Raw genomic sequence first — 25,899 nt, 5'->3', positions numbered from 1 at the left:
GCCATGATCCCGCGCCGCCAGGTCAAGAATCCGCACGCGGAAGCCGAACAGTTCCGCCGCCGTGCGGCGCTGGGTTTCCTGGGCGTGCTGGTCTGCCTGCTGGGCCTGGGCGGTTGGTACTTCAAGCTGCAGGTGCTTGACCACGACGTCTACGCCACGCGCTCGGAAGCCAACCGCATCAAGCCGCGGCCGGTGGTGCCCGGGCGCGGCATGATCTACGACCGCAACGGTCGCCTGCTGGCCGAGAACGTGCCAGCGTTCCGCCTGGACGTGACCCCGGACAAGGTCAAGGACATGGACGCCACCCTGGAAGGGCTGGCGAAGATCATCAGCATCAGCCCGGAAGAGCTGGAAGCGTTCAACAAGTCGCGCAAGGCGCGCCGCAAGTTCCTGCCGGTCACGCTGAAGCTGCGCATGAGCGACGAGGAGATGGCGCGCTTCGCCGTCGACCGCTGGCGCTTCCCCGGCGTCGAGCTGGAGCCTTACCTGACCCGGCGTTATCCATACGGCGATCTGTTCGCGCACATCATCGGCTACGTCGGCCGCGTCGACGACAAGGATCTGGAGATCCTCGGCGAGGGCAATGCCGCGCTGACCCACATCGGCAAGTCCGGGCTGGAGCGCTATTACGAGCAGCAGCTCCGCGGCAAGGTCGGCTACGAGCAGGTCGAGACCAACGTGCAGGGCCGTGCCATCCGCACCATCGGCCGGGTGGCCGCGCAGTCCGGCGCCGACCTGCGGCTGTCGATCGACGCCGACCTGCAGCGCGCCATGGTGGCCGCCTTCGGCGATCAGGAAGGCTCGGCGGTGGCGATGGATCCGCGCACCGGTGAAGTGCTGGCGATGGTCAGCCTGCCGTCCTACGACCCCAACCTGTTCGTCAACGGCATTTCCCATGCCGACTTCAAAGCGCTGAACGAGAACCCGTCGCGGCCACAGTTCAACCGCCTGGTACTCGGTGGTGTCGCTCCCGGTTCCACGCTGAAGCCGCTGATCGGCCTGGCCGGCCTGGACTCGGGCGTGCGCCGCCCGGAAGACAAGGTGCTGTCCACCGGCATGTTCTACCTGCCCGGCACCAGCCGTGGCTGGGGTGATGCGCATCGCGGCGGCCACGGCTGGACCGACCTGCGCAAGTCCATCGCCGAGTCGGTCAACACCTATTACTACAAGCTGGCGCTGGACCTGGGCATCGAGCGCTTCGACCATTACATGGAGTACTACGGCTTCGGCCAGCCGACCGGTATCGACCTTACGGGCGAGATCGGCGGCATCCTGCCGTCGCCGGCCTACAAGCGGAAGAGCCGCAAGGAAGCCTGGTACCCCGGCGATACGGTCAACATCAGCATCGGCCAGGGTGACTGGAAGGTCACGCCGCTGCAGCTGGCGCGCGGTGTCAGCGGCCTGGCCGACGGCCAGCTGCGCACCCCGCACCTGGTGATCCAGCAGCGCGACGGTTTCGACAGCGACTGGACGGCGACGCCGCCCGGGGAGAGCAAGCCGGTCAGCCCCAACCCCAACAACGTGCAGGCGGTGCGCGAGGGCATGATGGCGACCATGCGGCCCGGCGGCAGCGGCTGGCGCGTGGCGGTCGGTGCGCCGTACGTGATGGCCGGCAAGACCGGTACCGCGCAGGTCATCAGCCGCAAGGGCACCGCAGCCGTGAACCCGAAGAGCCTGCCGATGCACCTGCGCCACCGCGCGCTGTTCGTCGGCTTCGCGCCGGTCGAAAACCCGGTTATCGCGATCGCGGTGGCTGTGGAAGGTGGCGGTTACGGTGGTTCGGCTGCTGCGCCGATCGCACGCAAGGTGTTCGACGCCTACCTGCTGGGCAAGATGCCCGAAGGCATGCAGCCGCTGGACAGCGAGCGTGGCACCACCGCCATCGGCGCCACCGCGTTCGACAACGAAGACGCCGGCGCACGCCAGGCCGGTGACCTGGCGGCCGCGCAGCTGGGCGAACACCCGGTGCAGGTGGGGGCACCCACGCCCGAACCGGCCCCTGTGCCGCAGCCGGGCGCGCCGGCCGCTGCCGCACTGCCGGCCACGCCACGCCCGACGGTTGCGGAGCCCGCCCGATGAAAGTGTTCCTGCGCTGGGCCGGCGACATGCTGCGCCGCTTCTTCAGCACGCTGGACTGGGTGCTGTGCCTGGCCCTGGGCGCGCTGATGGTGATCGGCCTGGCCACGTTGAAGAGCGCCGGTGGCGATGGCCTGGTGATGGCCCAGGGCGCGCGTTTCGCGGTGGGCATGGCGGCACTGTGGGGTATCTCTCGGGTGCCGATCCTGCGCATCCGCTCAGCCACGCCGATGATCTATGCGATCTCGATGATTCCGCTGCTGGCGGTGTTCGTGCTCGGCACCGGCAAGTACGGCCGGCAGTGGCTGGACCTGAAGTTCTTCTACCTGCAGCCGGCCGAGCTGCTGAAGGTCAGCCTGCCGATGATGGTGGCCTGGTACCTGCACAAGATGCCGCTGCCGCCGCGCTTCAACACGGTGCTGGTGGCCTTGGTCATCATCGGCGTGCCGACCGGCCTGGTGATGCTGCAGCCGGACTTCGGTACCGGCGTGCTGATCGCCGCCAGCGGCGTGTTCGTGCTGCTGCTGGCGGGCCTGCCGTGGTGGTGGGTCGGCCTGGGCGTGGGCGGCGTGGCCGCGGTTGCGCCGGTGGCCTGGTTCTGGCTGCTGCGGCCTTACCAGAAGGACCGCATCATGATGTTCCTGGACCCGGAGATGGATGCGCTGGGGGCCGGCTGGAACATCATCCAGTCGAAGATCGCGATCGGCTCCGGCGGCTTCGATGGCAAGGGCTGGGGCGAAGGCTCGCAGTCGCACCTGAACTTCATTCCCGAGCAGACCACCGACTTCGCGTTCTCTGTGCTGAGCGAGGAGTTCGGCTGGATGGGTGTGGCCCTGGTGCTGACCCTGTACCTGGTGGTGATCGGGCGTTGCCTGTGGATTGCCAGCCAGTCGCGCGATTCGTATTCGCGCCTGCTGGCCGGTGCCACCGGCCTGGCGTTCTTCGTCTACGTGCTGGTGAACGGCGGGATGATTTCCGGCTTGTTGCCGGTGGTGGGCGTGCCGATGCCGCTGATCAGCTACGGCGGCACCTCGGCCGTATCGCTGCTGGCCGGCTTCGGCCTGGTGATGGCGGTGCGCAGCCACAACCCGGTGCACGGCGGCTACGGCTAGCCGCCGCGCTTCCTGCTCCTGATTCTTGTAGAGCTGAGCCATGCTCGGCTGCTTCTGCTGTATGAAAAGCAGTCGAGCATGGCTCGACTCTACAAATGCGGCGCCGCGCTGACAGCTTCACGCAAGCACGCATTGCTACCGTGCCCGCGTGGAATGGAAACGACTGCTTGGCGGCTGCCGTGAGGCCGTGCGCACGATTGATCTGCCGTTGCTGGCCGCGCTGTTGATCCTGATGGCGGCGGGCCTGGCGGTGCTGCACAGCGTGTCCGGTCCGGTGGCCGGGCAGGCGGCGCGATTCGCCGGTGGCCTGGCCGCGATGTGGGCGTTGTCGCGTGTTTCGCTGCCACGCCTGCGCGCGTGGACGCCGGCAATCTATGCGCTGTCGATGCTGCCGCTGATGGCGGTGTATGTGATCGGTACCGGCAAGTACGGGCAGCGCTGGCTCAATCTGGGCGTGTTCTACCTGCAGCCGTCCGAGCTGCTGAAACTCAGCCTGCCGTTGATGATGGCCTGGTACCTGCATCGGCAACCGCTGCCACCGTCGGCGCGCACCGTACTGATCGCCGCCGTGCTGATCGGCGTACCGGCGGTGCTGATCCTGCTGCAACCCAACCTCGGTACCGCCACGCTGGTCACCGCCAGCGGCGTGTTCGCGCTGCTGTTGGCCGGGTTGCACTGGGGTTGGGTGGCCACCGGCGCGACAGGCCTGGCGGTGGCTGCGCCACTGGCCTGGTTCGGCCTGCTGCGGCAGTACCAGAAGGATCGCGTGCTGACCTTTCTCGACCCTGCGGCGGATCCGCTCGGCACCGGTTGGAACATCCTGCAGTCGCGCATCGCGATCGGTTCCGGTGGTTGGCAGGGGCGTGGCTGGGGGCAGGGCACGCAGGCCACGCTGGATTTCCTGCCCGAGTACACCACGGACTTTGCGTTCTCGGTGCTGGCCGAAGAGTTCGGCTGGATCGGCGTGGCGACCGTGTTCGCGTTGTACCTGTTCGTGGTCGGGCGCTGCCTGTGGATCGCGGTGCATGCGCGCGACACGCACGCGCGGTTGCTGGCCGGCAGCCTGGGGTTGGCGTTCTTCGTCTATGTACTGGTGAATGGCGGGATGATTTCCGGGCTGCTGCCGGTGGTGGGCATCCCGATGCCGTTGATCAGCTATGGCGGCACCTCGGCGGTGTCGCTGCTGGCGGGTATCGGGTTGGTGATGGCGGTGCGGGGGCACCGGCCCGTGCACGGAGGATAGGTTTCCAGCCAACGGCGCAGCCCCTCGTGGGTGGTTGGGCTGGTCGCTTAAAGCCGGATTGCTGAGGGCTGGCCGGGTGGGTGGGTCGTGCGGGGACGCCGTAAACCCCTCCATGGGGGCTTGGCCGCGGCATCCATGCCGCGGACACCCCGCACTACCCACCCACCCGGCCCCTGACAGTTCACGGGTGTTCTCCATCCACGGAGAAGAAAAAGAAGATCAAAGGCAAAAGCAGCTTGGCCGGTTGCTTCATTGCCTCCTGTAGAGCCGAGCCATGCTCGGCTCACGAGCAAGCGCAGCGCCGCGACCCGCTTTTGAATTTTCTTTTCTTTCCGTGGGGGAACGCGCTCGGCACCCGGCCCCACCCGTGAATTGCTTCTCGCGGGCACTCACGAGGGGCTGCGCCGTCGGCTGGAACCTTCCTGACTCTGCGCAACGCCTGTTGTGGAAGCGTTCTCACAACAACGCGCGCATGCCTGCCCACCGACCAAAGTCCATAAAAATTGTTAATGAGTTCACACTTTTACGCCGCGTTGATCCTGATCAATGGACTTGTCGTAATCGGCCTGCACAATGGCGGCCCGTTCGGCACGGCGCGCCGTCAATCGTTGCAGCGCGAGGGGGCGTCGGGCGGGAAGCAGTACTGATCCAACGGGTACAGGGAGCGCGGGGAACTGCCACTGGGGAGCGGCAGCCGCGCAGGTACCGACCGGATCCGGTCGCCGGTTGCGTCTGCGGGGATGGGGACGCAACCGGCCACCTCTATCTGAATGGGGAAGCCTTATCACGACGTCTTCACATTTCCCGCTGAACGCGGGCAAATCGTTGTGATTCATGGTGTTAGGGGTTTTAATTCATCCATGACCTGCTAACCTGCGACGATGATTCGACGCACTCTGGCCTGCATGCTCACCCTCGGCCTGGTCGCCTGCGCGACCCCGCCGAAGTCCCCACCGTCTTCGCCCCAGGCCAGCAGTACGCCGCGCCAGCCCGCCACCCAGGCCCATGGTCCGGCCGAGGCCGCACCTGAAGCCATCGCCGCCACCGCGCCGCCGGTCGATCTCACCCCGGTGCCGTTCGAGGTCGCGCGGGCCCGTTTCATCGCCGATACCGCCAAGCGCTATGGCCTGAAGCCGGAGCAGATCAGCAGCGTGCTCGACCAGGCGCAGGTGCGCCAGCCGATCATCGCCGCGATGTCGCGCCCGGCCGAGCGGGTCAAGCCGTGGAACGAATACCGGCCGATGTTCATCAGCAAGGCACGCATCGATGGCGGCCGTGCGTTCCTGGCCGAACACCGCGCTGAACTGGACCGCGTGCAGCAGCGCACCGGCGTGCCGGCCGAAGTGATCGTGGCCATCATCGGCGTGGAAACCAGTTACGGAAAGAATGCCGGCAGCCACCGCGTGCTCGATGCGCTGTACACGCTGGCGTTCTATTACCCGCGCAGCGGCGACCCGGCCAAGCTGGAACGCGAAGTGCGCCGCGAGCTGTTCTTCCGCGATGAACTGGCCAAGCTGTTCGAGCTGGGCCGCGAAGAGAAGCTGGACATCACCACGCTCAAAGGCAGCTATGCCGGTGCGATGGGCATGGGCCAGTTCATGCCCTCCAGCTACCTGGATTACGCCGTGGATGGCAACGGCGATGGCCGCCGCGACCTGTTCACCAGCTACGACGACGTGTTCTCGTCCATCGCCAACTACTTCGTCAAGAAGGGCGGCTGGGTGCGTGGCGGCCAAGTGGCTGTGTCGGCCACGCTGGCGCCGGGCCGCGAAGAGTTCAACCCGACCGAATGGATGCCCACCTGGTCGCTGGCCGACCTGGCACAGCGCGGCTACCAGCCCAGCGCGCCGGTGCAGCCGGGCGCCACCGCCACGCCAATCACGCTTGAAGGCAGCACCGGCAAGCAGTACTGGCTGGGCTTCCAGAACTACTACGCGATCACCCGCTACAACCTCTCGAAGATGTACGCGATGGCCGTGTTCCAGCTGTCCCAGGCCATCGCCGGACAGGAGCTGCCCCCGGCATGAACATCAGATGGCTGGTCCCGAGCTTGATCGTCCTCGCGCTTGCGGCCTGCAGCAGCGCGCCGAAGAAGCCGGCCACGGCTGGCCATGGTGGCAAGTCCAGCGGCACGCTGGTGCAGGGCCGCGGTTCGCGCCCGGCGCACTGCCCGGAAGGTTCGCCCTATGCGGCAGCCAAGGAAGACCTGAGCACCCGCGGCAACTACACCGCCGGTGGCCTGTACAAGCCCGGGGTGAAGGACAGCACGCCCACCTACATTCCCAACGTGGCCTGCATTCCCGAGCCTGAAGTAACCGCCGAGGAACGCTCGGCGATCGGCAACAAGTCGCCGTACGTGGTGCTGGGCAAGTCGTACAACGTGCTTGACGACACCCGCAACTACGTCGAGCGCGGCACCGCGTCGTACTACGGCGCCAAGTTCCATGGCCGCCTGACCTCCAACCGCGAGGTCTACGACATGTACCAGTTCACCGCCGCGCACAAGACGCTGCCGCTGCCCAGCTTCGCCCGCGTGACCAACCTGGACAACGGCGAGTCGGTGATCGTGCGCGTCAACGATCGCGGTCCGTTCCATGATGGCCGCGTGGTCGATCTCAGCTACGCCGCCGCCGTGCGCCTGGGCATCACCCAGCGCGGTACCGGCAACGTCGAGGTGCGCGCGCTGCAGCCGGGCGAGAGCAACCTGCTGGCGCAGAAGCCGTCGCGCCGCGAGCGTCGCGCGGCCGAAGCGGCCGCGACCACCGCCGTGGCCAGCGCGCGGCCGGTACCGGCCGCACGTGCGCCGGGCGACAGCGACATCGATCGCCTGGTCAACCGCCTGCCCACCGATGGCGCCCCGGCGCGTGGCCAGCCGGCCACCACCCAAGGCGTGGCCAGCACCGTGCCGGATGTGGCGATCAGCAGCCTGCCGCCGAGCGCGCCGCCGGTGCGCAGTACGGCACCGGCATCGGCCGTGGTGGCCAGTGCTGGCCCGCGCGCGGTGGTACCGCCACCGGTGCGTGCCACCCCGGCAGCACCCAGCCTGTCGCAGCAGATGGTCGGCGCGGTGATGGTGCAGGTCGCCAGCTTCTCCAACCGCGACAACGCCAACCGCGCGATGGGGCAGCTCAGTGCCGCCGGCATCGTCGGCGCGACCATCAGCGACATCGCCGCCGGTGGCCGTACCCTGTTCCGCCTGCGCGTTCCCGCCAGCGACCATGCCAGTGCCGCGGAACTTGTCGGTCGCATCGCCGGTCTGGGCCTGGGTTCGCCGCAGATCGTCAAGGATTGAACCGCCCGGGCCGGTGCTGCCGGCCCGTGCTCCCCCGGCCTTACAATGGCCATTACGTTCCACCCTCCATTCCCGGCCGTCCCCTGGAGCCTGCTGTCCAATGAATTTCCGTTCCGCCGCCACCGCCCTGGCCGCCACCCTGGTGGTGGGCCTGGCTTCCGCCCAGACGCCGCTGCCGACTCCGGCCACGCCGGCGCCCGCCGCCGCCGCTGCCGCCCCGGCCACCGTCGCCACTCCGCCGGCCCCGGTGCCGAGCGTGTCCAAGGCCTGGGTGCTGATGGATTACGCCACCGGCCAGGTGCTGGCGGGCCAGAACATCCACGAGCAGTTGGCCCCGGCCAGCATCACCAAGGTGATGACGTCCTACGTGATCGCCGCCGAGGTCAAGAACGGCAAGGTCCGTGCAGATGACCAGGTGATGATGAGCGAGCGCGCCTGGCGCGAAGGTGGCGCCGGTACCGACGGCAGCTACAGCGGCTTCCCGGTCAACCAGACCGCGCGCCTGGAAGACATGGAAAAGGGCATGGCGATCCAGTCCGGCAACGACGCCGCGATCGCCCTGGCCGAGCACGTGGCCGGCAGCGAAGAAGCCTTTGCCTCGCTGATGAACAGCTACGCCGCCAAGATCGGCATGAAGGACTCGCACTTCGTCAACGCCCACGGCCTGACTGCACAGGGCCACCACAGCACTGCCTACGACCTGGCGCTGCTGGGCCGCGCGATGGTGCGCGATTACCCGGAAACCTACGCGTACAACAAGATCAAGGAATTCCAGGTCGGCAACATCAAGCAGCCGAACCGCAACCTGCTGCTGTGGCGCGATGGCAGCGTGGACGGCATCAAGACCGGCCACACCTCCGAAGCCGGTTACTGCCTGATGAGCTCGGCCCAGCGTGGCGACCAGCGCCTGATCGCCGTGGTGCTGGGCGGTGAGTCGGAGAAGCAGCGTGCCGATGACAGCCTGGCCCTGCTGAACTGGGGCTTCCGCTTCTTCGAGACCCATCGCCTGTACGAGCCGGGCAAGGCCGTGGCCGAGCACAAGGTCTGGAAGGGCACCACCGACAAGGTGCAGCTGGGCGTGGCCCAGCCGATGCTGGTCAGCGTGCCGCGCGGTCGCTACAACGACCTGAAGCCGAGCATCGACGTGCCCAAGACCCTGGAAGCGCCGTTCACCGCCGGCCAGCCAATCGGCACCGTGAAGGTCACCCTGGATGGCAAGGTCATCGCCGAGGCACCGCTGGTGGCCGTGGCTGCCGTCGAGCAGGCCGGCTTCTTCAAGCGCCTGTGGGACAGCTTCTGGATGTGGTGGGAATCGGAATGATCCACGTATCCGCGTGCTGAAGGAAAAGGCCGGCGAATGCCGGCCTTTTCCGTTTCCGGGATGGCGGTTGCGGATGCGGGTAGTGCCCGCCGCTGGCCGACTCCTCATGGCCACAGCCGGATACGCCCGCTGCCGGCCAGCGGCCGGCACTGCCCTCAGCCCCTCGCTTACAGCGATCGATGCAAACCGGTGTGCCGACCAACGGTCGGCACCTACCCGCTTCACCATCAGCCCCTCGCTTACAGCGAGCGGCTGATGGTGAAGCTGCCGAACACCGGGGACTGGCGCTGGCCGTAGAACTCGCGGGTGCTGTGGTAACGCGCGACGGCGAACTTCCAGCGCCCGCGCATCACCGCAATACCGTAGCCGCCTTGGGTGACAACGTGGCGTTTGTCCACGCTGTGGCTGCTGCGGAAGGTGTTGCCGTCCAGGGTGATGTCGCGGATCACCCACGCCGCGTCGGTGGTCGCGAACAGGTGCCAGGACCAGGCGCTGGGGCGGCCGCCACGGGTGGGCGCGGTGTTCTCGCCGGCCGGGCGCAGCGGCGTGCTGCCGAAATCGTCCGGCAGCTTCCAGCCGAAGCGCACTTCGCCACCGGCGTTGGCCTTGGTTTCCAGGTTGCCGATCGCACCGCCGTAGTGGCTGATCGCATCCCAGCCCCAACCGCCGGCGTTGACGCTGGCATCGGCCGGCCAACGGCGCATGCGCTCGTGGGTCAGCATGAAGACCGGCTCGTTGTGCAGCTGGTTGTCCCAGCCCTCGAACTTCTTGTCGCCCAGGATGTTGTGCACCGCATCCTGCACCTGCCTGCCCTGTGCCCACGGCCCGACCACGCCCACCGCCAGCTGGGTGGTCTGCAGGCGGTCGCCGCTGCGTGCGTTGAAGCCGAAGCTGGCCAGCAGCACGCCGGCATACGGCCGGTCATCCTCGATCAGGTCGCGGCGGGTGGGGTCGCTCGGGGTGAAGATGCCCTGGCCGATGCTGAAGATCATGTTCTGCTGCTCGAACTTGCCCGGGTGCAGGCCTTCCAGATACCGGTTCACCCAGCGTGCCATGCGCGGCAGGCACGGGTCGTCGGTGTAGTCGACCAGGTTCGGCGAGACCAGTGTCAGCTGTGCGCCGTTGGTGTAGCCCTGGTCCTGGTGGCGGCCGCCGAACAGGTCGTTGTCGACGCGGAAGTTGACCTGCGGCGGGTGGTCGCGCATCGCGTCCGGGCCACATTGTTCGGCCGCCTGGGCGGCAAGGGGGAGGGCAGCGGCAAGCAGGCTGGACAGCCCGAAGGCTGCAAGGCAGCGGGGACTCATGGGGGGCGGATTCTTTTGTCGTTTTCAGCCGCGACACGGTACCCCCACGTGGCGGCCGAAACGACCACATGCCGCTCACTTGTCTGTTCCGAAAACAACATTGTCCCCCTGACACAATGTGAGACGTGGCGGGGGCGGCGGAAGCCACGGCGCCACGGCACCTGTGTGCCGAGCGTGCCGTCATCGACATTTTCAGTCAGCTGCGGTTGTGGTTGGGGGTGGGCATGCCCTATTCTCTGCGCCGACGCCTGGGGGGCGTCGCAAAGGATTCAGGTCCCAGACCCTTTCTCAACCATGGATTGTGCTTCGCCGTCGGCGAAGCGCTGGATGACTCAAATGAACAAATCGAATTCGCTCGCCCATGCGTTGGCTTGCGCGCTGCTGGGCGTTGGCATGGTGGCTGTCAGTGCCCCGGCGTCGGCTGGCCTGCGCGACAGCTTTGCCAACAGCCGTACGTCCGCCCAGGAGCAGAGCAAGAAGGGCCAGGCCGAGATTCCGGTCTGCACCAAGCCGCTGGGTTCCATCTCGGTGATCGAGCCGGAAGACGTGGTGAACTGGTGGACCGGCCAGCAGCTGCCGGCGCCTTCCAAGCTGATCAAGGTGTTCGTCAACAAGTCCAAGTGCTTCACGCTGGTGGACCGTGGCGTCGGCATGGCCGCTGCCCAGGCCGAGCGCGCGCTGGCCAGTGAAGGCCAGCTGCGTGGTCGTTCCAACATCGGCAAGGGCCAGATCCGCGCCGCCGACTACGTGCTGGTGCCGGACCTGATCTCGCAGAACAGCAACGCCGGCGGCAACGCCATCGGTGGCCTGCTGGGTGGCCTGATCGGCGGGAAGGCCGGTGCTGTCGTCAGCGGCCTGAACTTCCGCAGCAAGACCGCGGACGTGACCCTGACCCTGACCGACGTGCGCTCCTCCGAGCAGGTGGCGATCGTTGAAGGCAACTCCAAGAAGACCGACCTGGGCTGGGGCGCCGGTGGCGGCCTGTTCGGCGGGGGCGGTATCGGCGCGATGGGCGTGGGCGGCTATGCCAACACCGAAATCGGCCAGGTGATCACCCTGGCGTACCTGCAGGCCTACACCAACATGGTGGCCGAGCTGGGCGGCCTGCCGGCCAATGCCTCGGCCGCCAACGCGGGCCAGGCCGTGACCATGCTGAAGGCGGGCCGCCTGCTGGCCAATGCCAAGGGGACCGGCGCGCCGGTGCGCTCCCTGGAGCCGGGCATGCTGCTGTACCCCACCGGCGTCAAGGAAGGCACCATGTGGGAAGTAGAAGACGAAATGGGCAACAAGGGCTGGGTCAATTCCACCCTGATGGAAACGGCCAAGTAAGCCGACTGCGTGCCGGCTGCGTGCCGGCACGCGTCCGCTGCCCGGGCCGGCCTTCGTGGCCGGCCTTGTCGGTTGCGCGGCCCCCTGCAACGCAGCGGCTCGCCGGTGCCGCCTTTGACTTTGATGAATACTCTTGGGTTTGTTGGCCTGCGGCCCGATAATGGGTCCATGGAAATCAAGTCCGACAACCCCGACCACGGCTTCCAGTTCCCCGGCCAGTTCGAGCTCAGCGCCATGGGCCCGGCCAACCGTGGCCTGGAACATGAGCTTCCCCGCCTGCTGCTGGCCGCCGGCATAGATGTCGTGAATGAACGCATCAGCTGGAAGCACTCGTCCAACGGCAAGTACGTGTCCGTCCGCATCGTGTTCAAGGCCGAGAGCCGCGAACAGTACGACCTGGCCCACCAGGCGCTGCGCGACCACCCGGAAGTGAAGTGGACGCTGTAGCCGACAGCTGCCCGGCCGAAGCCGCCCCGGAAAACCGCGCGCCGCGCCCGGCCGTGGTCCGCGACCTTGGGCGCCAGGGCTATGAGCCGGTGTGGCGTGCCATGCAGCGCTTCACCGACCAGCGCTCCGACGAAGACGCCGACGAACTGTGGGTGGTCGAGCACGACTCTGTATTCACCCTGGGCCAGGCCGGCAAGGACGAGCATGTGCTGGCGCCGGGCGACATCCCGGTGCTGCATGTGGACCGTGGCGGCCAGGTGACCTATCACGGCCCCGGCCAGATCGTGGTCTATCCGCTGCTGCGCCTGCCGCGGCTGGGCATCGGTGTGCGCGACTACGTGTGCCGCATCGAACAGGCCATCATCGACACCCTGGCCGAGTGGAACATCGGTGCCGAACGCCGCGAGGGCGCCCCGGGCGTCTACGTGGGGGGCGCCAAGATCGCCGCACTCGGCATCCGCGTGCGCCGCGGCTGCACTTTCCACGGCCTGGCCTTCAATGTGGCCATGGACCTGGAACCCTTCCACCGCATCAACCCCTGTGGCTACCAGGGGTTGCAGGTGACCTCGGTGGTAGACTTGGGTGGCCCGTCCGGGATGGACGCCGTCAAGCCGGTGCTGCTGGACCACCTGGCCCGCCAGTTCGGCCTGCTGCTGCAGCCTACGCCCGAACTGCCCGATCTTTCTGCGGCCGCCTGACCGCCCCCCGGAACTGCCATGACTGAAACCACCGCCCGTTCCATTCCCCTGCAGATCGTGCAGGGCGACTCTCCGTCCGCCGCGCCGTTGCAGGTGGGTGTCAAGCAGATGGGCGGGGACAAGATCAACCGTTCGCCGGTTCAGTTCGCCGATGCGCCGGTGCTGCGCAAGCCGTCCTGGATCCGCGTGCGCATTCCCTCGGGCAATGCCGTGCAGAACCTGAAGGCCAAGCTGCGCGAGAACCGCCTGGTGACCGTGTGCGAGGAAGCCAGCTGCCCGAACATCCACGAATGTTTCAGCCACGGCACCGCCACCTTCATGATCCTGGGCGAGGTCTGCACCCGTCGCTGCTCGTTCTGCGACGTGGCCCACGGCCGCCCCAAGCCGCCGGATGCCAATGAGCCGGCCACCCTCGGCCAGACCGTGGCCGACATGGGCCTGAAGTATGTGGTGGTGACCAGCGTCGACCGCGATGACCTGCGCGACGGTGGTGCCCAGCATTTCGTCGACTGCATCACCGCCATCCGCGCCAAGTCGCCGGGCACCCGCATCGAGGTGCTGACCCCGGACTTCCGTGGCAAGGGCCGCATGGAGCGCGCGCTGGAGATCCTGGCGCAGAACCCGCCGGATGTGTTCAACCACAACATCGAGACCGTGCCGGACCTGTACCGCAACGTGCGCCCGGGTGCGGACTACCAGTGGTCGCTGAACCTGCTGAAGAACTTCAAGGCGCAGCATCCGGACGTGCCGACCAAGAGCGGCATCATGCTGGGCCTGGGCGAAGACTTCGAACAGATCAAGGCCACCCTGCGCGACCTGCGCGCGCATGACGTGGACATGATCACCATCGGCCAGTACCTGCAGCCGACTGCGCACCACCACCCGGTGCTGAAGTACTGGACCCCGGAAGACTACAAGGCGCTGGAAGACTACGGCTACGAGCTGGGCTTCAGCCACGTGGCCTCCGGCCCGATGGTGCGCTCGTCGTACCACGCCGACGTGCAGGCCAAGGGCGCCGGCGTTTCCTGACACCCTGCCGGTGGGTGGGAGCTGCTTCTCCTGTGGGTGCGGACCGTTGGTCCGCACACCTCTGCCTGCCGTAGAGCCGAGCCCATGCTCGGCTGCCTGCTGCCGGCCAGCCGAGCATGGGCTCGGCTCTACATGCATTCACAATTCGCTACACCGGCCCGGCTAGGCTGGTTTTCCACCGAGCGCGGCCGGGTGACAAACCCGGCAACTTTCGGCACTGTCGTGGTGTCTGAACACCACGCAGTCTCCCCCTTGGCAAGGCGCCTTCGAGCACGTCAATGAAATTCAAAGCCCCCGCATTCCTGATGGCCCTGGCGCTGGTCGCGCCGCTGGCGTTGGCGGCCAAGGCCGACTCGCCTGCGCTGCCCGCGGCGGCCACCGCCGACCAGGTGACCACCTCCAAGCTGGTGTACGGCCTGCTGTCCGACAGCCGCTACGCCTACCGCCCGCGCGCGCTGGACGAGGCCACCTCCAAGGACGTGTTCAAGCGCTATCTGGAAACGCTGGATGGCGGCAAGCAGTACTTCACCCAGGCCGACGTGGCGCGCTTCGCGCCGTTCGAGGCCAACATCTCCTCGGCCATCCGTGGTGGCGAGCTGGAGCCCGCGTTCCAGGTGTTCGCCGTGTACAAGCAGCGCGTCGGTGAGCGCGTGGCCTATGCGCGCAAGCTGCTCAAGCAGGAGCCGGACTTCACCACCGACGAGCGCTTCGAGTACGACCGCAAGAAGGTGCCGTGGGCGGCCAGCAGCGCCGAGCTGGACGAGCTGTGGCGCAAGTCGGTCAAGAACGACTGGCTGCGCCTGAAGCTGGCCGGCAAGAAGCCGGATGACATCCGCAAGACGCTGGACAAGCGCTACGCGACGCTGGAGAAGTCGGTCAATGAACTGAAGGGCGAGGACGTCTTCCAGTTCTTCATGAATTCGTACACCAGCGCCGTCGATCCGCACACGGATTACTTCACCCCGCGTACCGCCGAGAACTTCAACCAGGCGATGTCGCTGTCGCTGGAAGGCATTGGCGCGCAGCTGCAGCGCCAGGACGATGTGGTGGTGATCCGCGAGATCATCGCCGGTGGACCGGCGGCGGTGGACGGCACGCTGAAGCCGGGCGACCGCATCGTCGGCGTCGGCCAGGGCAAGTCCGGCCAGGTCGAGGATGTGATCGGCTGGCGCATCGACGATGTCGTGGCCAAGATCCGTGGCGCCAAGGACACACAGGTCAAGCTGGAATTCATCCCGGCGGCCGAAGGTGCCGATGGCAAGCACCACACGCTGGTGCTGACCCGGCAGAAGGTGCGCCTGGCCGAACAGGCCGCCAAGGGCGAGACCATGACCATCCCGGCCGCCAATGGTGAGCCGGCGCGCAAGATCGGCGTGATCAAGCTGCCGACGTTCTACCAGGACTTCGAAGGCCGTCGCCGCAATGCCGCCGACTATGCCTCGGCCACCCGCGACGTGGCCAAGCTGCTGGCCGGTTTCAAGAACGACAAGCTGGACGGCGTGGTGCTGGACCTGCGCAACAACGGCGGTGGTTCGCTGGATGAAGCGATCGAACTGACCGGCCTGTTCATCGAGCAGGGCCCGGTGGTGCAGGTGCGCGAGTCCGGTGGCCGCGTCACCGTCAACAGCGATCGCAACCAGGGCGTGGCGTGGGACGGCCCGCTGGCGGTGCTGATCAACCGCGGCTCGGCCTCGGCCTCGGAAATCTTCGCCGGCGCCATCCAGGACTACGGCCGTGGCCTGGTGATCGGTGAAACCAGCTTCGGCAAGGGCACCGTGCAGAACATCGTCGACCTCGACCGTTGGCCGAGTGGCGAGACCCAGCGCTTCGGCCAGGTCAAGCTGACCATCGCCCAGTTCTTCCGCATCAGCGGAAGCAGCACCCAGCACAAGGGCGTGGTGCCGGACCTGGCCTTCCCGGCCAGCGTCGATGCCACCGAGTTTGGCGAGAGCACCTACGACAACGCCTTGCCGTGGACCCGCATCGCGGCCGTGCCGCACACCCAGTACGGCAACTTCGCGCCGCTGCTGCCGAAGCTGGAAACCCGCCACGACGCCCGCATCGCCACCGACAAGGAGTTCCAGTGGTGGAACGAGGACGTGCAGCAGTTCCGCACTGAAGCGGCGAAGAAGTACGTCTCGTTGAACGAGGCGACCCGTCGCGCCGAGCGCGAGCGCCAGGACACCCAGCGCAAGGAGCGCCAGCAGCAGCGCAAGGAACTGGGCCTGGCCCTGGACCCGCTGGCCGATGACAGCAGCGATGACGGCCTGACCGGCAACGAGCGCGACATCGTCAAGGATGCCGCGCGCGAGAAGGCCGCCGAAAAGCGACCGGACCCGCTGCTGCGCGAATCGGCCTCGATCCTGGCCGACGCGGTGAATCTGCTGGCCAACGACCGCCCGCTGTCGGCGCAGGTGCTGCCGCAGTCCACCGGTGCCGGCCGCTGGGCCGACTGAACCGGCAGGTGCATGTGTAACGGGGGGGGCGGCATTGCCGGCCCTTTCCTGTTTGAGGGCCTCGTTCCCGGCGCTACCGGCGCATGAACCGTCAGCAACGGTGGCAGCTCGTGGCGCCGGTTTCGACCTGCTGCACACGGTGACAGGACTACCCTTGGCGGCACCGTCCTCGCAGGAGTACCCATGCGGGCCTCCCGTCTTTCCAGCGTTGTCGTGGCGCTCTCCGGCGCCCTGATCCTGTCGGCCTGTGGTGGCCGTGCCGCCGACAGCACCCTGCTGCGTGAGTCCTTCGACTCCGGCGACACCTTCTCGCGCACCGTCGATGGTCGCCCGGCAGATGCGTGTGAAGCGGCACGCCGCACCCTGCTCAGCCAGGGCTACGCCATTGCGCGTTCCGATGCGGCACAGGTGGAGGGCAACAAGAATTTCCAGCCCCGCGATGACGACCATGAGCAACTGGTGCTGCGCATCTCCTGTGCGCCGCGCGGCAGCCAGACGCTGGTGTTCGTCAGCGCGGTGCAGGATCGCTATGCGCTCAGGAAGAGCCCGACCTCGGCCAGTGTCGGTGTCGGCGCGTTGGGTTCGGTATCGCTGCCGTTCGGCAGCAACGACGACTCGCTGGTGAAGGTGGCCAGCAGCACGGTCACTGATGCCGAGTTCTATCGCCGCTTCTTCCAGCGCCTGCAGCAGTACCTGCCATCGGACACCGGCACGCTCGCGCCTCCTGCGGCTGCAACTCCCGAACCCGCACCGGCCAGCACGGACCAGGGTTGATCGTGCGCGGCAGATGGATGGGCGTGGCCCTGCTGCTGCCCGCGCTGGGCGCGGCAGCCGCGCCGCTGGACTGCACGCAGGGCCTGTTGCAGCGCCTGGGGTGGCACTTCGAAACACGCGCGATCAGTGCACCGCAGGTGCACGGCGGTCCGGTATGCACGCGCGCGTCACTGGCGCAGGCACAGGCGGCGGGTGATCTGCGCGTGCAATGGCCGGCGGAAATGCCGGCTGCCGCCCGCGAAGCGTGGCTGCAGCAGCTGCTGGACGATCCGGCCACGGTCTGCGCCTATGCCTTCCAGCTGGGCGCCGCCACGCAACGTGCCGCGACCGCACTGCAGGGCAACGAAGGCTTTCGTTTCTCCGGCCCCCAACTGGGCTGGATCGGCTTCGGCGTACGCGGCGCACAGGCGCAAGGCTGGCAGCGCACGCGAAGCTTCGGCCGTGGTTTCGTGCCCACTGCGGGCAACAGCCAGGCGCTGCAGGCGTTCTACAGCGGCAAGGTGCGTGCCGAATGCGGGGTCGGTCGCCAGGTCGCACAACTGGCCACCCAGCGCGAACTGTATGGCGACACGGCATTTGATGCCGAATTTGCTGCAGAGGAACTGTCGATCGGCACCTTCCTCGCACTGCACCAGACCGACAGCATCCTGCTCGGCGCGCATGCCGGTGATTTCTTCGCCGATGGCAAGGCGGTACGCACATCGGCGATGGGCCGGCAGGCCTTCGTCGGCGTGCCCGGTTTCATCGAACATGTCTACGAAAAGGGCACGCTGGACGACCTGAGCAACCAGGCCGAGAATTTCGTGGTGGTGTCGGTGGGCGAGGAGGCCGCGCAGGCCTTGGCTGCGCACGGCGGCCTGGCCTGGTACGACCAGCGCAATGCCGAGGTGTGGAAACTGGCGCAGGGCATTCCGCGCGTTGGCCAGCGCTATTTCGAGCGCCTGCTGTTCGAGCGCGATGCGCAGCTGCGCGCGACGCTGGCACCGCGCTACCGCGACACGCTGGCACGCATGGACCAGCTGCTGGACGATCCGTTCTACCAGCAGTTCGTGATCTACGTGCACCCGCGCGGTATACGTCCCATCGGTTACCACATCGCCCGCCTGCTCGACCGCAATCCGCGAACCCCGTTTTCGATCGATCTGGCGGTGCACAATCTGCATACCACGCTCTACCGGCGTTGGCGCGAGGCGCAGCTGCGCCACTGCGCGGCTACCGGCAGGCCAGGCAGCCTGACCCTAGACCCCAACTGAAGGTGAAACAATGGATATTGCAATGATCGGCCTCGGCCGCATGGGCGCCAACATGGCCCAGCGCCTGCATCGCGGCGGCCACCGCGTGGTCGGCTACGACCCGGGCGAAGGCGCCCGCCAGCGCGCCGCCGAGGCCGGCCTGGAGGTGGTTGATTCGCTGGCCGCGGCCGTGGCCGCGCTGCCGGTGCCACGCGTGGTGTGGCTGATGGTGCCGGCTGGCGAAACCGTCGACCAGACCCTGGGTCAGCTGACCCCGCACCTGGCCGAAGGTGACATCGTCATCGACGGTGGCAACTCCAACTACCAGGACTCGATCCGCCGCGCCAAGGCGCTGGCCGAAGACGATCTGGGCTATGTGGACTGCGGCACCAGCGGTGGCGTGTGGGGCCTGCAGGAAGGCTACAGCCTGATGGTCGGTGGCGAAGCGTCCGTGGTGGACCAGATCGCACCGCTGCTGCGCACGCTGGCACCGGCCGCCGATCGTGGCTGGGCACGTGTCGGACCGTCTGGCGCCGGGCACTTCACCAAGATGGTCCACAACGGCATCGAGTACGGAATGATGCAGGCCTATGCCGAAGGCTTCGCGCTGATGGAGCGCAAGCAGGAGATGGAGCTGGACCTGGCGCAGGTGGCCGAGGTGTGGCGCCACGGCAGCGTGGTGCGTTCCTGGCTGCTGGACCTGAGCACCGAAGCCCTCAAGCGCAATCCGTCGCTGGATGGCATCGCGCCGTATGTCGAGGATTCCGGCGAGGGCCGCTGGACCGTGGCCGAAGCGATCGCGCTGGACGTACCGGCGCCGGTGATCACCCTGTCGCTGCTGGAACGCCTGCGTTCGCGCGAATCCAATTCGTTCACCGACCGCCTGTTGTCGGCGATGCGCAACGAGTTCGGCGGCCATGCGATCAAGAAGTCGTAAGGCTTGCCGGGGTCGGATCCCTTTCCGCATGAAAGGGATCCGACCCCATGAGGCCTCACAAGTGCATTCCGATCATTGCCACGCCATCCCGCAGGAAACCAGCATTTGACGGTGATGTTGCCGTTGCTTCGGCAGGTGCAGGGCGCAGCCCTGCCGATCACCCCAACCGCACCCGCCGCCCCTCGCGCGAACTCTCCATGCCTGCCTGCAGCAACCGCATCAGCTGCAGCGCCTGTACCGGGCTGACCGTAGCTTCGCCATCACCATTCACCGCCGCCGCGAACTGCGCATACAGCCGCCGGTAGTCACCGGGCAGATTGTCGATGGTGCTGCGCTGCACGTTGTCCTCGGCATCACAGCGCACCAGCTCGCCATGCCGCGGGTCGATGCCCCATCCCGGCGCACCCGGGGCAACACCGCGCCGCAACTGTGCTTCCTGCACGTCCAGCCCATGCTTGATCCAGCTGGCCTGGCTGCCATGCACGCTGAAGTGTGGCGTCTGCGCCGCCACCAGCGAACCGGAATGCACGATGGCGCGATGCCGTGGGTAGTGGAGCACGGCGTGGAAGTAGTCGATGCCGGCACCGCCTTCGCGCTGCACGGCCAGATCCGCGTCGATCGCCTCGGGCCAGCCGAACAGCACCAGCATCTGGTCCAGCAGATGCGGGCCGAGGTCGTACCACAGGCCACTACCGGGACCGTCCTGCTCGCGCCAGCGGTCGCGCACCTGCGGACGGTAGCGATCGAAGTGCGCGTGGCATTCGGCTACCTCACCCAGCACACCTCCGGCCAGCAGCGCCTGCAGCGTGAGGAAGTCGGCATCGAAGCGCCGGTTCTGGAACACCGTCGCGATGCGTCCGGCATCGCGCGCCGCAGCCAGCACTGCTTCCGCTTCAGCCACGTCCAGTGCGAACGGCTTGTCGACCAGCACATGCTTGCCCGCCGCCAGGGCTGCGATCGCCAGCGGCGCGTGCTGTCCGTTGGGCGTGGCGATCACCACCGCATCCACGGCCGGGTCGTCGAACACTTCCTGCGGCGTGGCGCGAACGTGCACGTCGCTGAACGCGCGCAGCAGGGTGTCACGCTGCGAACTGACGATGCTGTGCAGTACCAGCCCGGGCGTGTGCTGGATCAGCGGTGCGTGGAAGACACGGCCGGCGAGGCCGTAGCCGATCAGGGCCAGTTGCAGGTCGGGGCGCATGACAGAGCTCCGGCAGTGGGAAGGGCAGGGTAAACGACGGGCCGTTGCAGGCCAAAACTGAACCGTTGCCGTTGGAAACGTTTCGATTCACGGCGGCATGACCGCAGCGCCACGCGTGCTCCACGCCTGCTTGTCCAGACTGGCAGCACATTCCGAAGGAGTACGACACGATGAGCAATACCACCCGCACGCTGATTGCTTCTGCCCTGACCCTGGGCCTGGCGCTGTCCTCCTCGGCCGCATTCGCCAAGGATCCGGCCGCGAAGAGCCCGCCGACCAGCGCACATCCGGCCACGCACGCCGATCGCCATGACTCCAACGAGCCGGTGACCGATACCTGGATCACCACCAAAGTGAAGGCCGACCTGCTCGCCAGCAGCAACGTTCCGGGCACTGAAATCAAGGTGGAAACCGTGAACGGCGTGGTGAGCCTCAGCGGCGCTGTGGCCACCCAGGCCGAGAAAGACAAGGCGGTCACCACCGCCAAGGGCATCAAGGGCGTGACCCGCGTTGATGCTGCCGCATTGAAGGTCAGCGCTGCCGCCAAGCGCTGAGCCCTATCGGGCGCCCCAAGCGGGGCGCCCGCCACCCTGTAGAGCCGAGCCCATGCTCGGCTGCCTTTGGGTTCCAGCCGAGCGTGGGCCCGGCTCTACAGGTGGGATTGCCAACCCGTTCAGCCAACCGGGCCGGAAAGCCCAGTGTTGTGATCGCCTGCGCTATATTGCCGGTTCCGCCGCAGCCGGGCAGGTCCCGGCCGACGCTCCGCGGCCGTGCTGAAGAGGAACTATGGCGCTGGTTTTCAGTGACGACATCTGGGACCGCTGGCGGTTGCCGGCCCTGGCACTGGCGGCTGCCGCGATCATCGTGGTGCCGTGGTTGACCCTGCGCAAACTGCAGCATGACAGCGAGCAGGCGATGGCTTGGGTGAACCATACCCAGGCCGTGAGTGTGGCCCTGCAGCAGCTGCAGGCCGATGTGCGTGACGTCGAGTCGGCGGCGCTGACCCTGTCCAAGGGCGTGGACGCACCGGGCCTGCGCGAGCGCATGGCCAGGGCCAACGAAATCCCCGGGCGCCTGGCCGAGCTGGGCCGGATGACCCGCGACAATCCCGACCAGCTGATCCGGATCGGCCGCATCGAATCGATGCTGGAAGGGCGCATGGCACTTGCCCGTGAGCTCGCCAGATCCGAGCCCAACAGCGACCAGCGCGAACTGGTGCAGGATCTCAGCACGCGCTACCCGATCCGTGGACTGGTTGAAGAATTGCAGGACAGCGAGCAGAAACTGCTGACATTGCGTGCCGAGCAGGCCGCGCGGCAGCGCAAGCAGACCGAGCTGGTGTCGTGGAGTTCGCTGGTGGTGCAGCTGGCGCTGCTTGGTCTCGTGCTGTGGCTGCTGCAGCGGCAGATCGGCCGCCGCCTGCATGCCGAACGGCAGTCGCTGCGCTCGGCCGCACGCGCCGCCTCGGTGCTGCAGACCGTTCGTGAACCCATCGTGCTGCTCGACGGCGACCTGCGCGTGCAGCTGCACAACCCGGCCTTCGCCGAGTTGTACGGGCTTCAGGACGAGCGTGCCGATGGCCTGTTGCTGGAAGCCGTCGGTGACGGCGCCTGGAAGGACGCCGTAGTGCGCCAGCGCCTGTCCGACGTGCTGCTGCGCGGTCGCGAACTGTGGGATTTCGAGCACGAACAGCGCACTGCCGATGGCATGGCGCGTTACATGCTGCTGAACGCGCGCCGCATGCCGTTGCCCGATACCGATGACGAAGTGGTGCTGATGACGGTCAGCGATGTCACCATGCAACGCGCAGTCCAGCTGCGCGTTGAAGAGCTCAACCGCCAGCTGGAAGGCAAGGTTGCCCAGGTGTCCGAGGTCAACCGCGAGCTGGAGGCCTTCAGCTACTCGGTTTCGCATGACCTGCGCGCACCGCTGCGCCACGTCGCCGGGTTCTCCGACAAGCTGTCGCGCCACCTGGGCGATGCTGCCGATGACAAGAGCCGCCACTACCTGGAAGTGATCTCCAGTTCGGCCCGGCGGATGGCGGCGCTGATCGATGACCTGCTGGTCTACTCGCGGCTGGGCCGAGCCGCGATGCGCCAGCAGGCGGTGGACATGCAGTCGCTGGTGGCCGATACCCGCGCCATGCTCGATGCCAACCTGCAGGCCGAAGCCGAGGGCAGCGGCCATGCGCACCAGGTGGAGTGGAGCATCGCGCCGCTGCCGATCGTGGTGGCCGACGAGAACATGATCCGCCAGGTCTGGCTGAACCTGCTCGGCAACGCGGTGAAGTATTCGGGCAACCGCGAGCCGGCAAAGATCCGCGTGGACTACCAGCCGCAGCCCGATGGCGGTCATCAGTTCACGGTCAGCGACAATGGCGCAGGCTTTGACATGGCCTACGCCGGGAAACTGTTCGGCGTGTTCCAGCGCCTGCACAAGGCCAGCGACTACCCGGGCACCGGCATTGGTCTGGCCAGCGTACGCCGCGTGCTGACCCGCCATGGCGGCCGTATCTGGGCGGAGGCCGAACCGGACGTCGGCGCCACCTTCCACTTCTATCTGCCTCCCGCGATCGACGCGGATAAACAAGGTCCCTCTGCATGACGACTCTGCGCACCATTCTTCTTGCCGAAGACAGCCCCGCCGACGCCGAAATGGCGATCGACGCTCTGGAAGAAGCGCGTCTGGCCAATCCCATCGTGCACGTCGAGGACGGCGTGGAAGTGATGGACTACCTGCTGCGCCGTGGCGCCTTCGCCAACCGCGAGGAAGGCCTGCCGGCGGTTCTGCTGCTGGACATCAAGATGCCGCGCATGGATGGCCTGGAAGTGCTGCGGCAGATCCGCGAGCACGAAGAACTCAAGCGCCTGCCGGTGGTGATCCTGTCGTCCTCGCGCGAAGAGAGCGATCTGGCCCGCAGCTGGGACATGGGCGTGAACGCCTACGTGGTCAAGCCGGTGGACGTGGACCAGTTCTTCGGCGCGGTGCAGACCCTGGGCAAGTTCTGGGCGTTGATCAACCAGGCACCGGAACTCGAGTGAGCCCATGCCCCTGACCGATCCCGCCCTGGGAGCGCTGCGCATCCTGCTGGTGGAGGACTCACCGGAAGATGCCGAGCTGATGTCCGAACAGATGCTCGATGCGGGCCTGGAGGCCCGCTTCGAGCGTGTCGAGAGCGAGGCGGAACTGCGCCAGGCACTGGCCGCGTTCCAGCCGGATATCGTGCTGTCCGACCTGAGCATGCCGGGGTTCTCCGGTGACGATGCGCTGCGCATCGTGCGTGAGACCTCGCCGGAAGTGCCCTTCATCTTCGTCTCCGGCACCATGGGTGAGGAGAACGCGGTGGCGGCGCTGCAGAAGGGGGCCAATGACTACATCATCAAGCATCTGCCGGCACGCCTGCCGTCGGCAGTGGCGCGTGCGATCCGCGATGCACGCAGTGCGATCGAGCGTGCACGGGTGGAAACCGAACTGATGCGCGCACAGCGCCTGGAAAGCCTGTCGCTGCTCGCCGCCGGCCTCAGCCACGACCTGCGCAACATCCTGCAGCCGTTGCTGATCATGCCGGACCTGCTGAAGGCGCGCACCGACGATCCGCAGCTGCACCACCTGGCCGATGTCATCGCCGAGTGCGGCCGCCGTGGCCATGAGATGGCCGAATCGATGCTGTCGTTCGTGCGCGGTTCGCGCAAGCCGAGCGAACGCATCGAGATCGATGGCCTGTTCGATGCGGTGGCGCTACTGTTGCGCAGCAACGTGCCCGACGCCGTGCGCCTGGAGCTGCAGGTGCAGGATGAAGGCCTGGTGGTCGATGCCAACTACACCGAACTGCAGCAGGTGCTGCTGAACCTGGCGCTCAATGCTATCCAGGCGATGCCCAACGGCGGTCGCCTGAGCCTGACCGCCAGCCATGCCGGCCAGCGCGATGGCGTGGACTGGATGCACATCCGTGTGGCCGACGAAGGCATCGGCATGGATGCGGACACGCTGTCGCACCTGTTCAATCCGTTCTTCACCACCAAGGCCGACGGCACCGGACTGGGGCTGATTTCCTGCAAGCGCATCGTCGAAGGTGCAGGCGGCAGCATCCATGTCAGCAGCCAGCCGGGGCAGGGCACCTGCTTCGAACTGCGCCTGCCGATGCACGAGGCCATCGATGGCAGCGAGCCGATCGAACAGCTGGTGGCACTGGGCAGTGGCCAGTCGATCCTGGTGGTCGATGGCGAAGCCACGCGTTTGTCGCTGCTTGGCAATGCGCTGTCCAGCCAGGGCTACCAGTTGCAGCTGGCCTCCGACGGCCCGGCCGCGCTGCGCTGGATGCAGCAGGAGGCGATGCCCGCGCTGGTGATCGCCGATGCCGGTTCCAAGCTGCTGCCGGCCAGCCAGCTGCTGGGCGAGATGGCCACGTTGGGCTATCGCGGCCCCGCACTGGTGCTGGAGGACGCCGCGGTGGCGGTGCCGGCCGACGCGTTCCCGGCCGGCGTGGAGATACACGTGCTGCACAAGCCGCTGCAGATGCAGCAGGTGTTCCGCGCGGTGGCCGAAGCGCTGGGCTGAGCAAGCGTCGCCGGGCATGGCCCGGCGATACCCCACCGCCTTCGGTAGTGCCGGGCCGTGCCCGGCAGGTCAGGTCGATCGATCCACGGATTCCCACGGGAACCGCGGCAGCGCGTCCACTGCCTGTTCCAGCCGCCGCGACCAGTTCTGGTGGATGTCCGCATACAACGCTGAATCCGCGCCGAGCCGCAGCTGCTGGCCGATGCGCAGTTCACCATCGCGCAGCAGCGCCAGGTCGATCGGCAGGCCTACCGACAGATTGGAGCGGATGGTCGAATCCAGCGACACGATTGCCGTGCGCGCCGCGTCCTCCAGGCGGGTGGCCGGGCTGAGGATGCGGTCGAGAATCGGCTTGCCGTACTTGGACTCACCGATCTGCAGATAGGGCGTCTCCGGCGACGCAGCGATGGCGTTGCCCAGTGGATAGACCATGTACAGGCCCGGCCGCTCGCCAGCGATCTGGCCGCCGAAGATCAACGTGGCCTGGGTGTTGACCCCGTCATGGCCGTGCTCGCTGTGGCTGCTGTGCACCTGGCTGTCCACGAGCAGCTGGCCGACATACTCGGCCGCCTCGAACAGGTGGGTCATGTCGCGCAGGTTGGGCGTGCGCCGTTCGCTGGCATCGCGCCCAAGGCGCGACACCAGCAGCTGGGTGGTGGCCAGGTTGCCGGCCGCCATCAGCACGTAGGCTGCCTGGCCGGGATACTCGAACACGTGCAGCTTGCGGTGCACGCGCACATCGTCCAGCGAGGCATTGGTCCGGGTGTCGGCAGCGAAGACCAGGCCCTCGTCCACCTCGATTCCAACGCAATAGGTCATGTCGGTGCCCTATCATGTGCGTCCCGGATTGTAGGCAGGCCGCCGTGACGACGGCATGTCCACGCCCCCCAA

General features: G+C 67.2%; 22 protein-coding genes. 19 read left to right on the top strand and 3 right to left on the bottom strand.

Features of this window, described 5'->3' with window-relative positions:
* Positions 1 to 3: 3 nt before the first annotated feature.
* From mrdA to QP512_RS17365, 7 genes are all read left to right on the top strand, one after another.
* Positions 4 to 2,079, top strand: a complete 2,076-nt coding sequence (gene mrdA / locus QP512_RS17395; RefSeq protein ID WP_286069927.1) for a penicillin-binding protein 2 — start codon at positions 4 to 6, stop codon at positions 2,077 to 2,079.
* Positions 2,076 to 3,188 carry a rod shape-determining protein RodA gene (gene rodA / locus QP512_RS17390; protein ID WP_286069926.1) on the top strand — a complete coding sequence of 371 codons (1,113 nt, stop codon included), beginning with the start codon at positions 2,076 to 2,078 and terminating at the stop codon, positions 3,186 to 3,188. The genes mrdA and rodA (QP512_RS17390) overlap by 4 nt, the downstream gene beginning before the upstream one ends.
* A 148-nt stretch (positions 3,189 to 3,336) precedes the next feature.
* On the top strand, positions 3,337 to 4,431 hold the full coding sequence (rodA, locus tag QP512_RS17385; protein WP_286069925.1) for a rod shape-determining protein RodA: 1,095 nt from the start codon (positions 3,337 to 3,339) through the stop codon (positions 4,429 to 4,431).
* Between the two features lie 509 nt (positions 4,432 to 4,940).
* A complete protein-coding gene (locus QP512_RS17380) occupies positions 4,941 to 5,078 on the top strand; it encodes a hypothetical protein (RefSeq protein ID WP_286069923.1) in 138 nt (45 codons plus the stop codon).
* Positions 5,079 to 5,312: 234 nt separating this feature from the next.
* Positions 5,313 to 6,458, top strand: a complete 1,146-nt coding sequence (gene mltB / locus QP512_RS17375) for a lytic murein transglycosylase B (RefSeq protein ID WP_286069921.1) — start codon at positions 5,313 to 5,315, stop codon at positions 6,456 to 6,458.
* Positions 6,455 to 7,723, top strand: coding sequence for a septal ring lytic transglycosylase RlpA family protein (locus tag QP512_RS17370; RefSeq protein WP_286069920.1), 1,269 nt, complete (start codon positions 6,455 to 6,457; stop codon positions 7,721 to 7,723). Before mltB ends, QP512_RS17370 begins: the two co-directional genes overlap by 4 nt.
* 100 nt (positions 7,724 to 7,823) lie before the next feature.
* Positions 7,824 to 9,044 carry a D-alanyl-D-alanine carboxypeptidase family protein gene (locus QP512_RS17365; protein ID WP_286069919.1) on the top strand — a complete coding sequence of 407 codons (1,221 nt, stop codon included), beginning with the start codon at positions 7,824 to 7,826 and terminating at the stop codon, positions 9,042 to 9,044.
* A gap of 239 nt (positions 9,045 to 9,283) precedes the next feature.
* Here the strand turns inward: QP512_RS17365 and QP512_RS17360 are convergent, their stop codons facing one another.
* Entirely contained in the window at positions 9,284 to 10,348 is a 1,065-nt protein-coding gene (locus QP512_RS17360) for a lipid A deacylase LpxR family protein (RefSeq protein WP_286069918.1), read from the bottom strand.
* A 336-nt stretch (positions 10,349 to 10,684) separates the two neighbouring features.
* Between QP512_RS17360 and QP512_RS17355 the strand changes: the two genes are divergently transcribed.
* The 8 genes from QP512_RS17355 (at position 10,685) to gnd (ending at position 19,250) form a co-directional block, all read left to right on the top strand.
* Positions 10,685 to 11,677: a CsgG/HfaB family protein gene (locus QP512_RS17355; RefSeq protein ID WP_286069917.1), complete on the top strand. Its 993-nt coding sequence runs from the start codon at positions 10,685 to 10,687 to the stop codon at positions 11,675 to 11,677.
* A gap of 168 nt (positions 11,678 to 11,845) precedes the next feature.
* Positions 11,846 to 12,124, top strand: a complete 279-nt coding sequence (locus QP512_RS17350) for a YbeD family protein (RefSeq protein ID WP_005411067.1) — start codon at positions 11,846 to 11,848, stop codon at positions 12,122 to 12,124.
* A complete protein-coding gene (gene lipB / locus QP512_RS17345; RefSeq protein ID WP_286069916.1) occupies positions 12,112 to 12,822 on the top strand; it encodes a lipoyl(octanoyl) transferase LipB in 711 nt (236 codons plus the stop codon). The genes QP512_RS17350 and lipB overlap by 13 nt, the downstream gene beginning before the upstream one ends.
* Before the next feature lie 18 nt (positions 12,823 to 12,840).
* Positions 12,841 to 13,851, top strand: coding sequence for a lipoyl synthase (lipA, locus tag QP512_RS17340; protein WP_286069915.1), 1,011 nt, complete (start codon positions 12,841 to 12,843; stop codon positions 13,849 to 13,851).
* A gap of 278 nt (positions 13,852 to 14,129) precedes the next feature.
* Positions 14,130 to 16,307 (top strand): carboxy terminal-processing peptidase, encoded by a 2,178-nt coding sequence (locus QP512_RS17335; protein ID WP_286069914.1) that lies wholly within the window; start codon positions 14,130 to 14,132, stop codon positions 16,305 to 16,307.
* Positions 16,308 to 16,490: 183 nt separating this feature from the next.
* The gene (locus QP512_RS17330; protein ID WP_286069913.1) at positions 16,491 to 17,081 is read left to right on the top strand and encodes a DUF2242 domain-containing protein; all 591 of its coding nucleotides are present in this window, start codon (positions 16,491 to 16,493) and stop codon (positions 17,079 to 17,081) included.
* A 17-nt stretch (positions 17,082 to 17,098) separates the two neighbouring features.
* Complete coding sequence (locus tag QP512_RS17325) at positions 17,099 to 18,334, top strand: hypothetical protein (protein ID WP_286072062.1); 1,236 nt, start codon at positions 17,099 to 17,101, stop codon at positions 18,332 to 18,334.
* Positions 18,335 to 18,344: 10 nt separating this feature from the next.
* A complete protein-coding gene (gene gnd, locus QP512_RS17320) occupies positions 18,345 to 19,250 on the top strand; it encodes a phosphogluconate dehydrogenase (NAD(+)-dependent, decarboxylating) (protein WP_286069912.1) in 906 nt (301 codons plus the stop codon).
* Between the two features lie 157 nt (positions 19,251 to 19,407).
* Here the strand turns inward: gnd and QP512_RS17315 are convergent, their stop codons facing one another.
* The gene (locus QP512_RS17315) at positions 19,408 to 20,451 is read right to left on the bottom strand and encodes an oxidoreductase (protein WP_286069910.1); all 1,044 of its coding nucleotides are present in this window, start codon (positions 20,449 to 20,451) and stop codon (positions 19,408 to 19,410) included.
* Between the two features lie 170 nt (positions 20,452 to 20,621).
* Between QP512_RS17315 and QP512_RS17310 the strand changes: the two genes are divergently transcribed.
* The 4 genes from QP512_RS17310 to QP512_RS17295 all read left to right on the top strand — a co-directional run bounded on the left by QP512_RS17310 (position 20,622) and on the right by QP512_RS17295 (position 25,008).
* Positions 20,622 to 21,005 (top strand): BON domain-containing protein, encoded by a 384-nt coding sequence (locus tag QP512_RS17310; RefSeq protein WP_049429380.1) that lies wholly within the window; start codon positions 20,622 to 20,624, stop codon positions 21,003 to 21,005.
* A gap of 232 nt (positions 21,006 to 21,237) precedes the next feature.
* Complete coding sequence (locus QP512_RS17305; RefSeq protein ID WP_286069909.1) at positions 21,238 to 23,055, top strand: ATP-binding protein; 1,818 nt, start codon at positions 21,238 to 21,240, stop codon at positions 23,053 to 23,055.
* Positions 23,052 to 23,492, top strand: a complete 441-nt coding sequence (locus tag QP512_RS17300) for a response regulator (protein WP_005411057.1) — start codon at positions 23,052 to 23,054, stop codon at positions 23,490 to 23,492. Before QP512_RS17305 ends, QP512_RS17300 begins: the two co-directional genes overlap by 4 nt.
* Before the next feature lie 4 nt (positions 23,493 to 23,496).
* Complete coding sequence (locus QP512_RS17295; protein WP_286069907.1) at positions 23,497 to 25,008, top strand: hybrid sensor histidine kinase/response regulator; 1,512 nt, start codon at positions 23,497 to 23,499, stop codon at positions 25,006 to 25,008.
* A gap of 69 nt (positions 25,009 to 25,077) precedes the next feature.
* Here the strand turns inward: QP512_RS17295 and QP512_RS17290 are convergent, their stop codons facing one another.
* Entirely contained in the window at positions 25,078 to 25,827 is a 750-nt protein-coding gene (locus QP512_RS17290) for a 20S proteasome subunit A/B (RefSeq protein WP_286069906.1), read from the bottom strand.
* Between the last annotated feature and the right edge of the window lie 72 nt (positions 25,828 to 25,899).

The organism is Stenotrophomonas sp. 57 (assembly GCF_030291075.1).
Classification (GTDB): domain Bacteria; phylum Pseudomonadota; class Gammaproteobacteria; order Xanthomonadales; family Xanthomonadaceae; genus Stenotrophomonas.
The sequence above is the reverse complement of the archived record's forward strand: the minus strand, read 5'-3'. Positions and strand labels throughout refer to the sequence as shown.

Bases quoted from the DNA above. Each gene is read 5' to 3' on its own strand.
- mrdA (WP_286069927.1), top strand. From the start codon at position 4: ATGATCCCGCGCCGCCAGGTCAAGAATCCGCACGCGGAAGCCGAACAG.
- rodA (WP_286069926.1), top strand. From the start codon at position 2,076: ATGAAAGTGTTCCTGCGCTGGGCCGGCGACATGCTGCGCCGCTTCTTC.
- QP512_RS17380 (WP_286069923.1), top strand. From the start codon at position 4,941: ATGAGTTCACACTTTTACGCCGCGTTGATCCTGATCAATGGACTTGTC.
- mltB (WP_286069921.1), top strand. From the start codon at position 5,313: ATGATTCGACGCACTCTGGCCTGCATGCTCACCCTCGGCCTGGTCGCC.
- QP512_RS17370 (WP_286069920.1), top strand. From the start codon at position 6,455: ATGAACATCAGATGGCTGGTCCCGAGCTTGATCGTCCTCGCGCTTGCG.
- QP512_RS17365 (WP_286069919.1), top strand. From the start codon at position 7,824: ATGAATTTCCGTTCCGCCGCCACCGCCCTGGCCGCCACCCTGGTGGTG.
- QP512_RS17360 (WP_286069918.1), bottom strand. From the start codon at position 10,348: ATGAGTCCCCGCTGCCTTGCAGCCTTCGGGCTGTCCAGCCTGCTTGCC.
- QP512_RS17355 (WP_286069917.1), top strand. From the start codon at position 10,685: ATGAACAAATCGAATTCGCTCGCCCATGCGTTGGCTTGCGCGCTGCTG.
- QP512_RS17350 (WP_005411067.1), top strand. From the start codon at position 11,846: ATGGAAATCAAGTCCGACAACCCCGACCACGGCTTCCAGTTCCCCGGC.
- lipA (WP_286069915.1), top strand. From the start codon at position 12,841: ATGACTGAAACCACCGCCCGTTCCATTCCCCTGCAGATCGTGCAGGGC.
- QP512_RS17335 (WP_286069914.1), top strand. From the start codon at position 14,130: ATGAAATTCAAAGCCCCCGCATTCCTGATGGCCCTGGCGCTGGTCGCG.
- QP512_RS17330 (WP_286069913.1), top strand. From the start codon at position 16,491: ATGCGGGCCTCCCGTCTTTCCAGCGTTGTCGTGGCGCTCTCCGGCGCC.
- QP512_RS17325 (WP_286072062.1), top strand. From the start codon at position 17,099: ATGGGCGTGGCCCTGCTGCTGCCCGCGCTGGGCGCGGCAGCCGCGCCG.
- gnd (WP_286069912.1), top strand. From the start codon at position 18,345: ATGGATATTGCAATGATCGGCCTCGGCCGCATGGGCGCCAACATGGCC.
- QP512_RS17315 (WP_286069910.1), bottom strand. From the start codon at position 20,451: ATGCGCCCCGACCTGCAACTGGCCCTGATCGGCTACGGCCTCGCCGGC.
- QP512_RS17310 (WP_049429380.1), top strand. From the start codon at position 20,622: ATGAGCAATACCACCCGCACGCTGATTGCTTCTGCCCTGACCCTGGGC.
- QP512_RS17305 (WP_286069909.1), top strand. From the start codon at position 21,238: ATGGCGCTGGTTTTCAGTGACGACATCTGGGACCGCTGGCGGTTGCCG.
- QP512_RS17300 (WP_005411057.1), top strand. From the start codon at position 23,052: ATGACGACTCTGCGCACCATTCTTCTTGCCGAAGACAGCCCCGCCGAC.
- QP512_RS17295 (WP_286069907.1), top strand. From the start codon at position 23,497: ATGCCCCTGACCGATCCCGCCCTGGGAGCGCTGCGCATCCTGCTGGTG.
- QP512_RS17290 (WP_286069906.1), bottom strand. From the start codon at position 25,827: ATGACCTATTGCGTTGGAATCGAGGTGGACGAGGGCCTGGTCTTCGCT.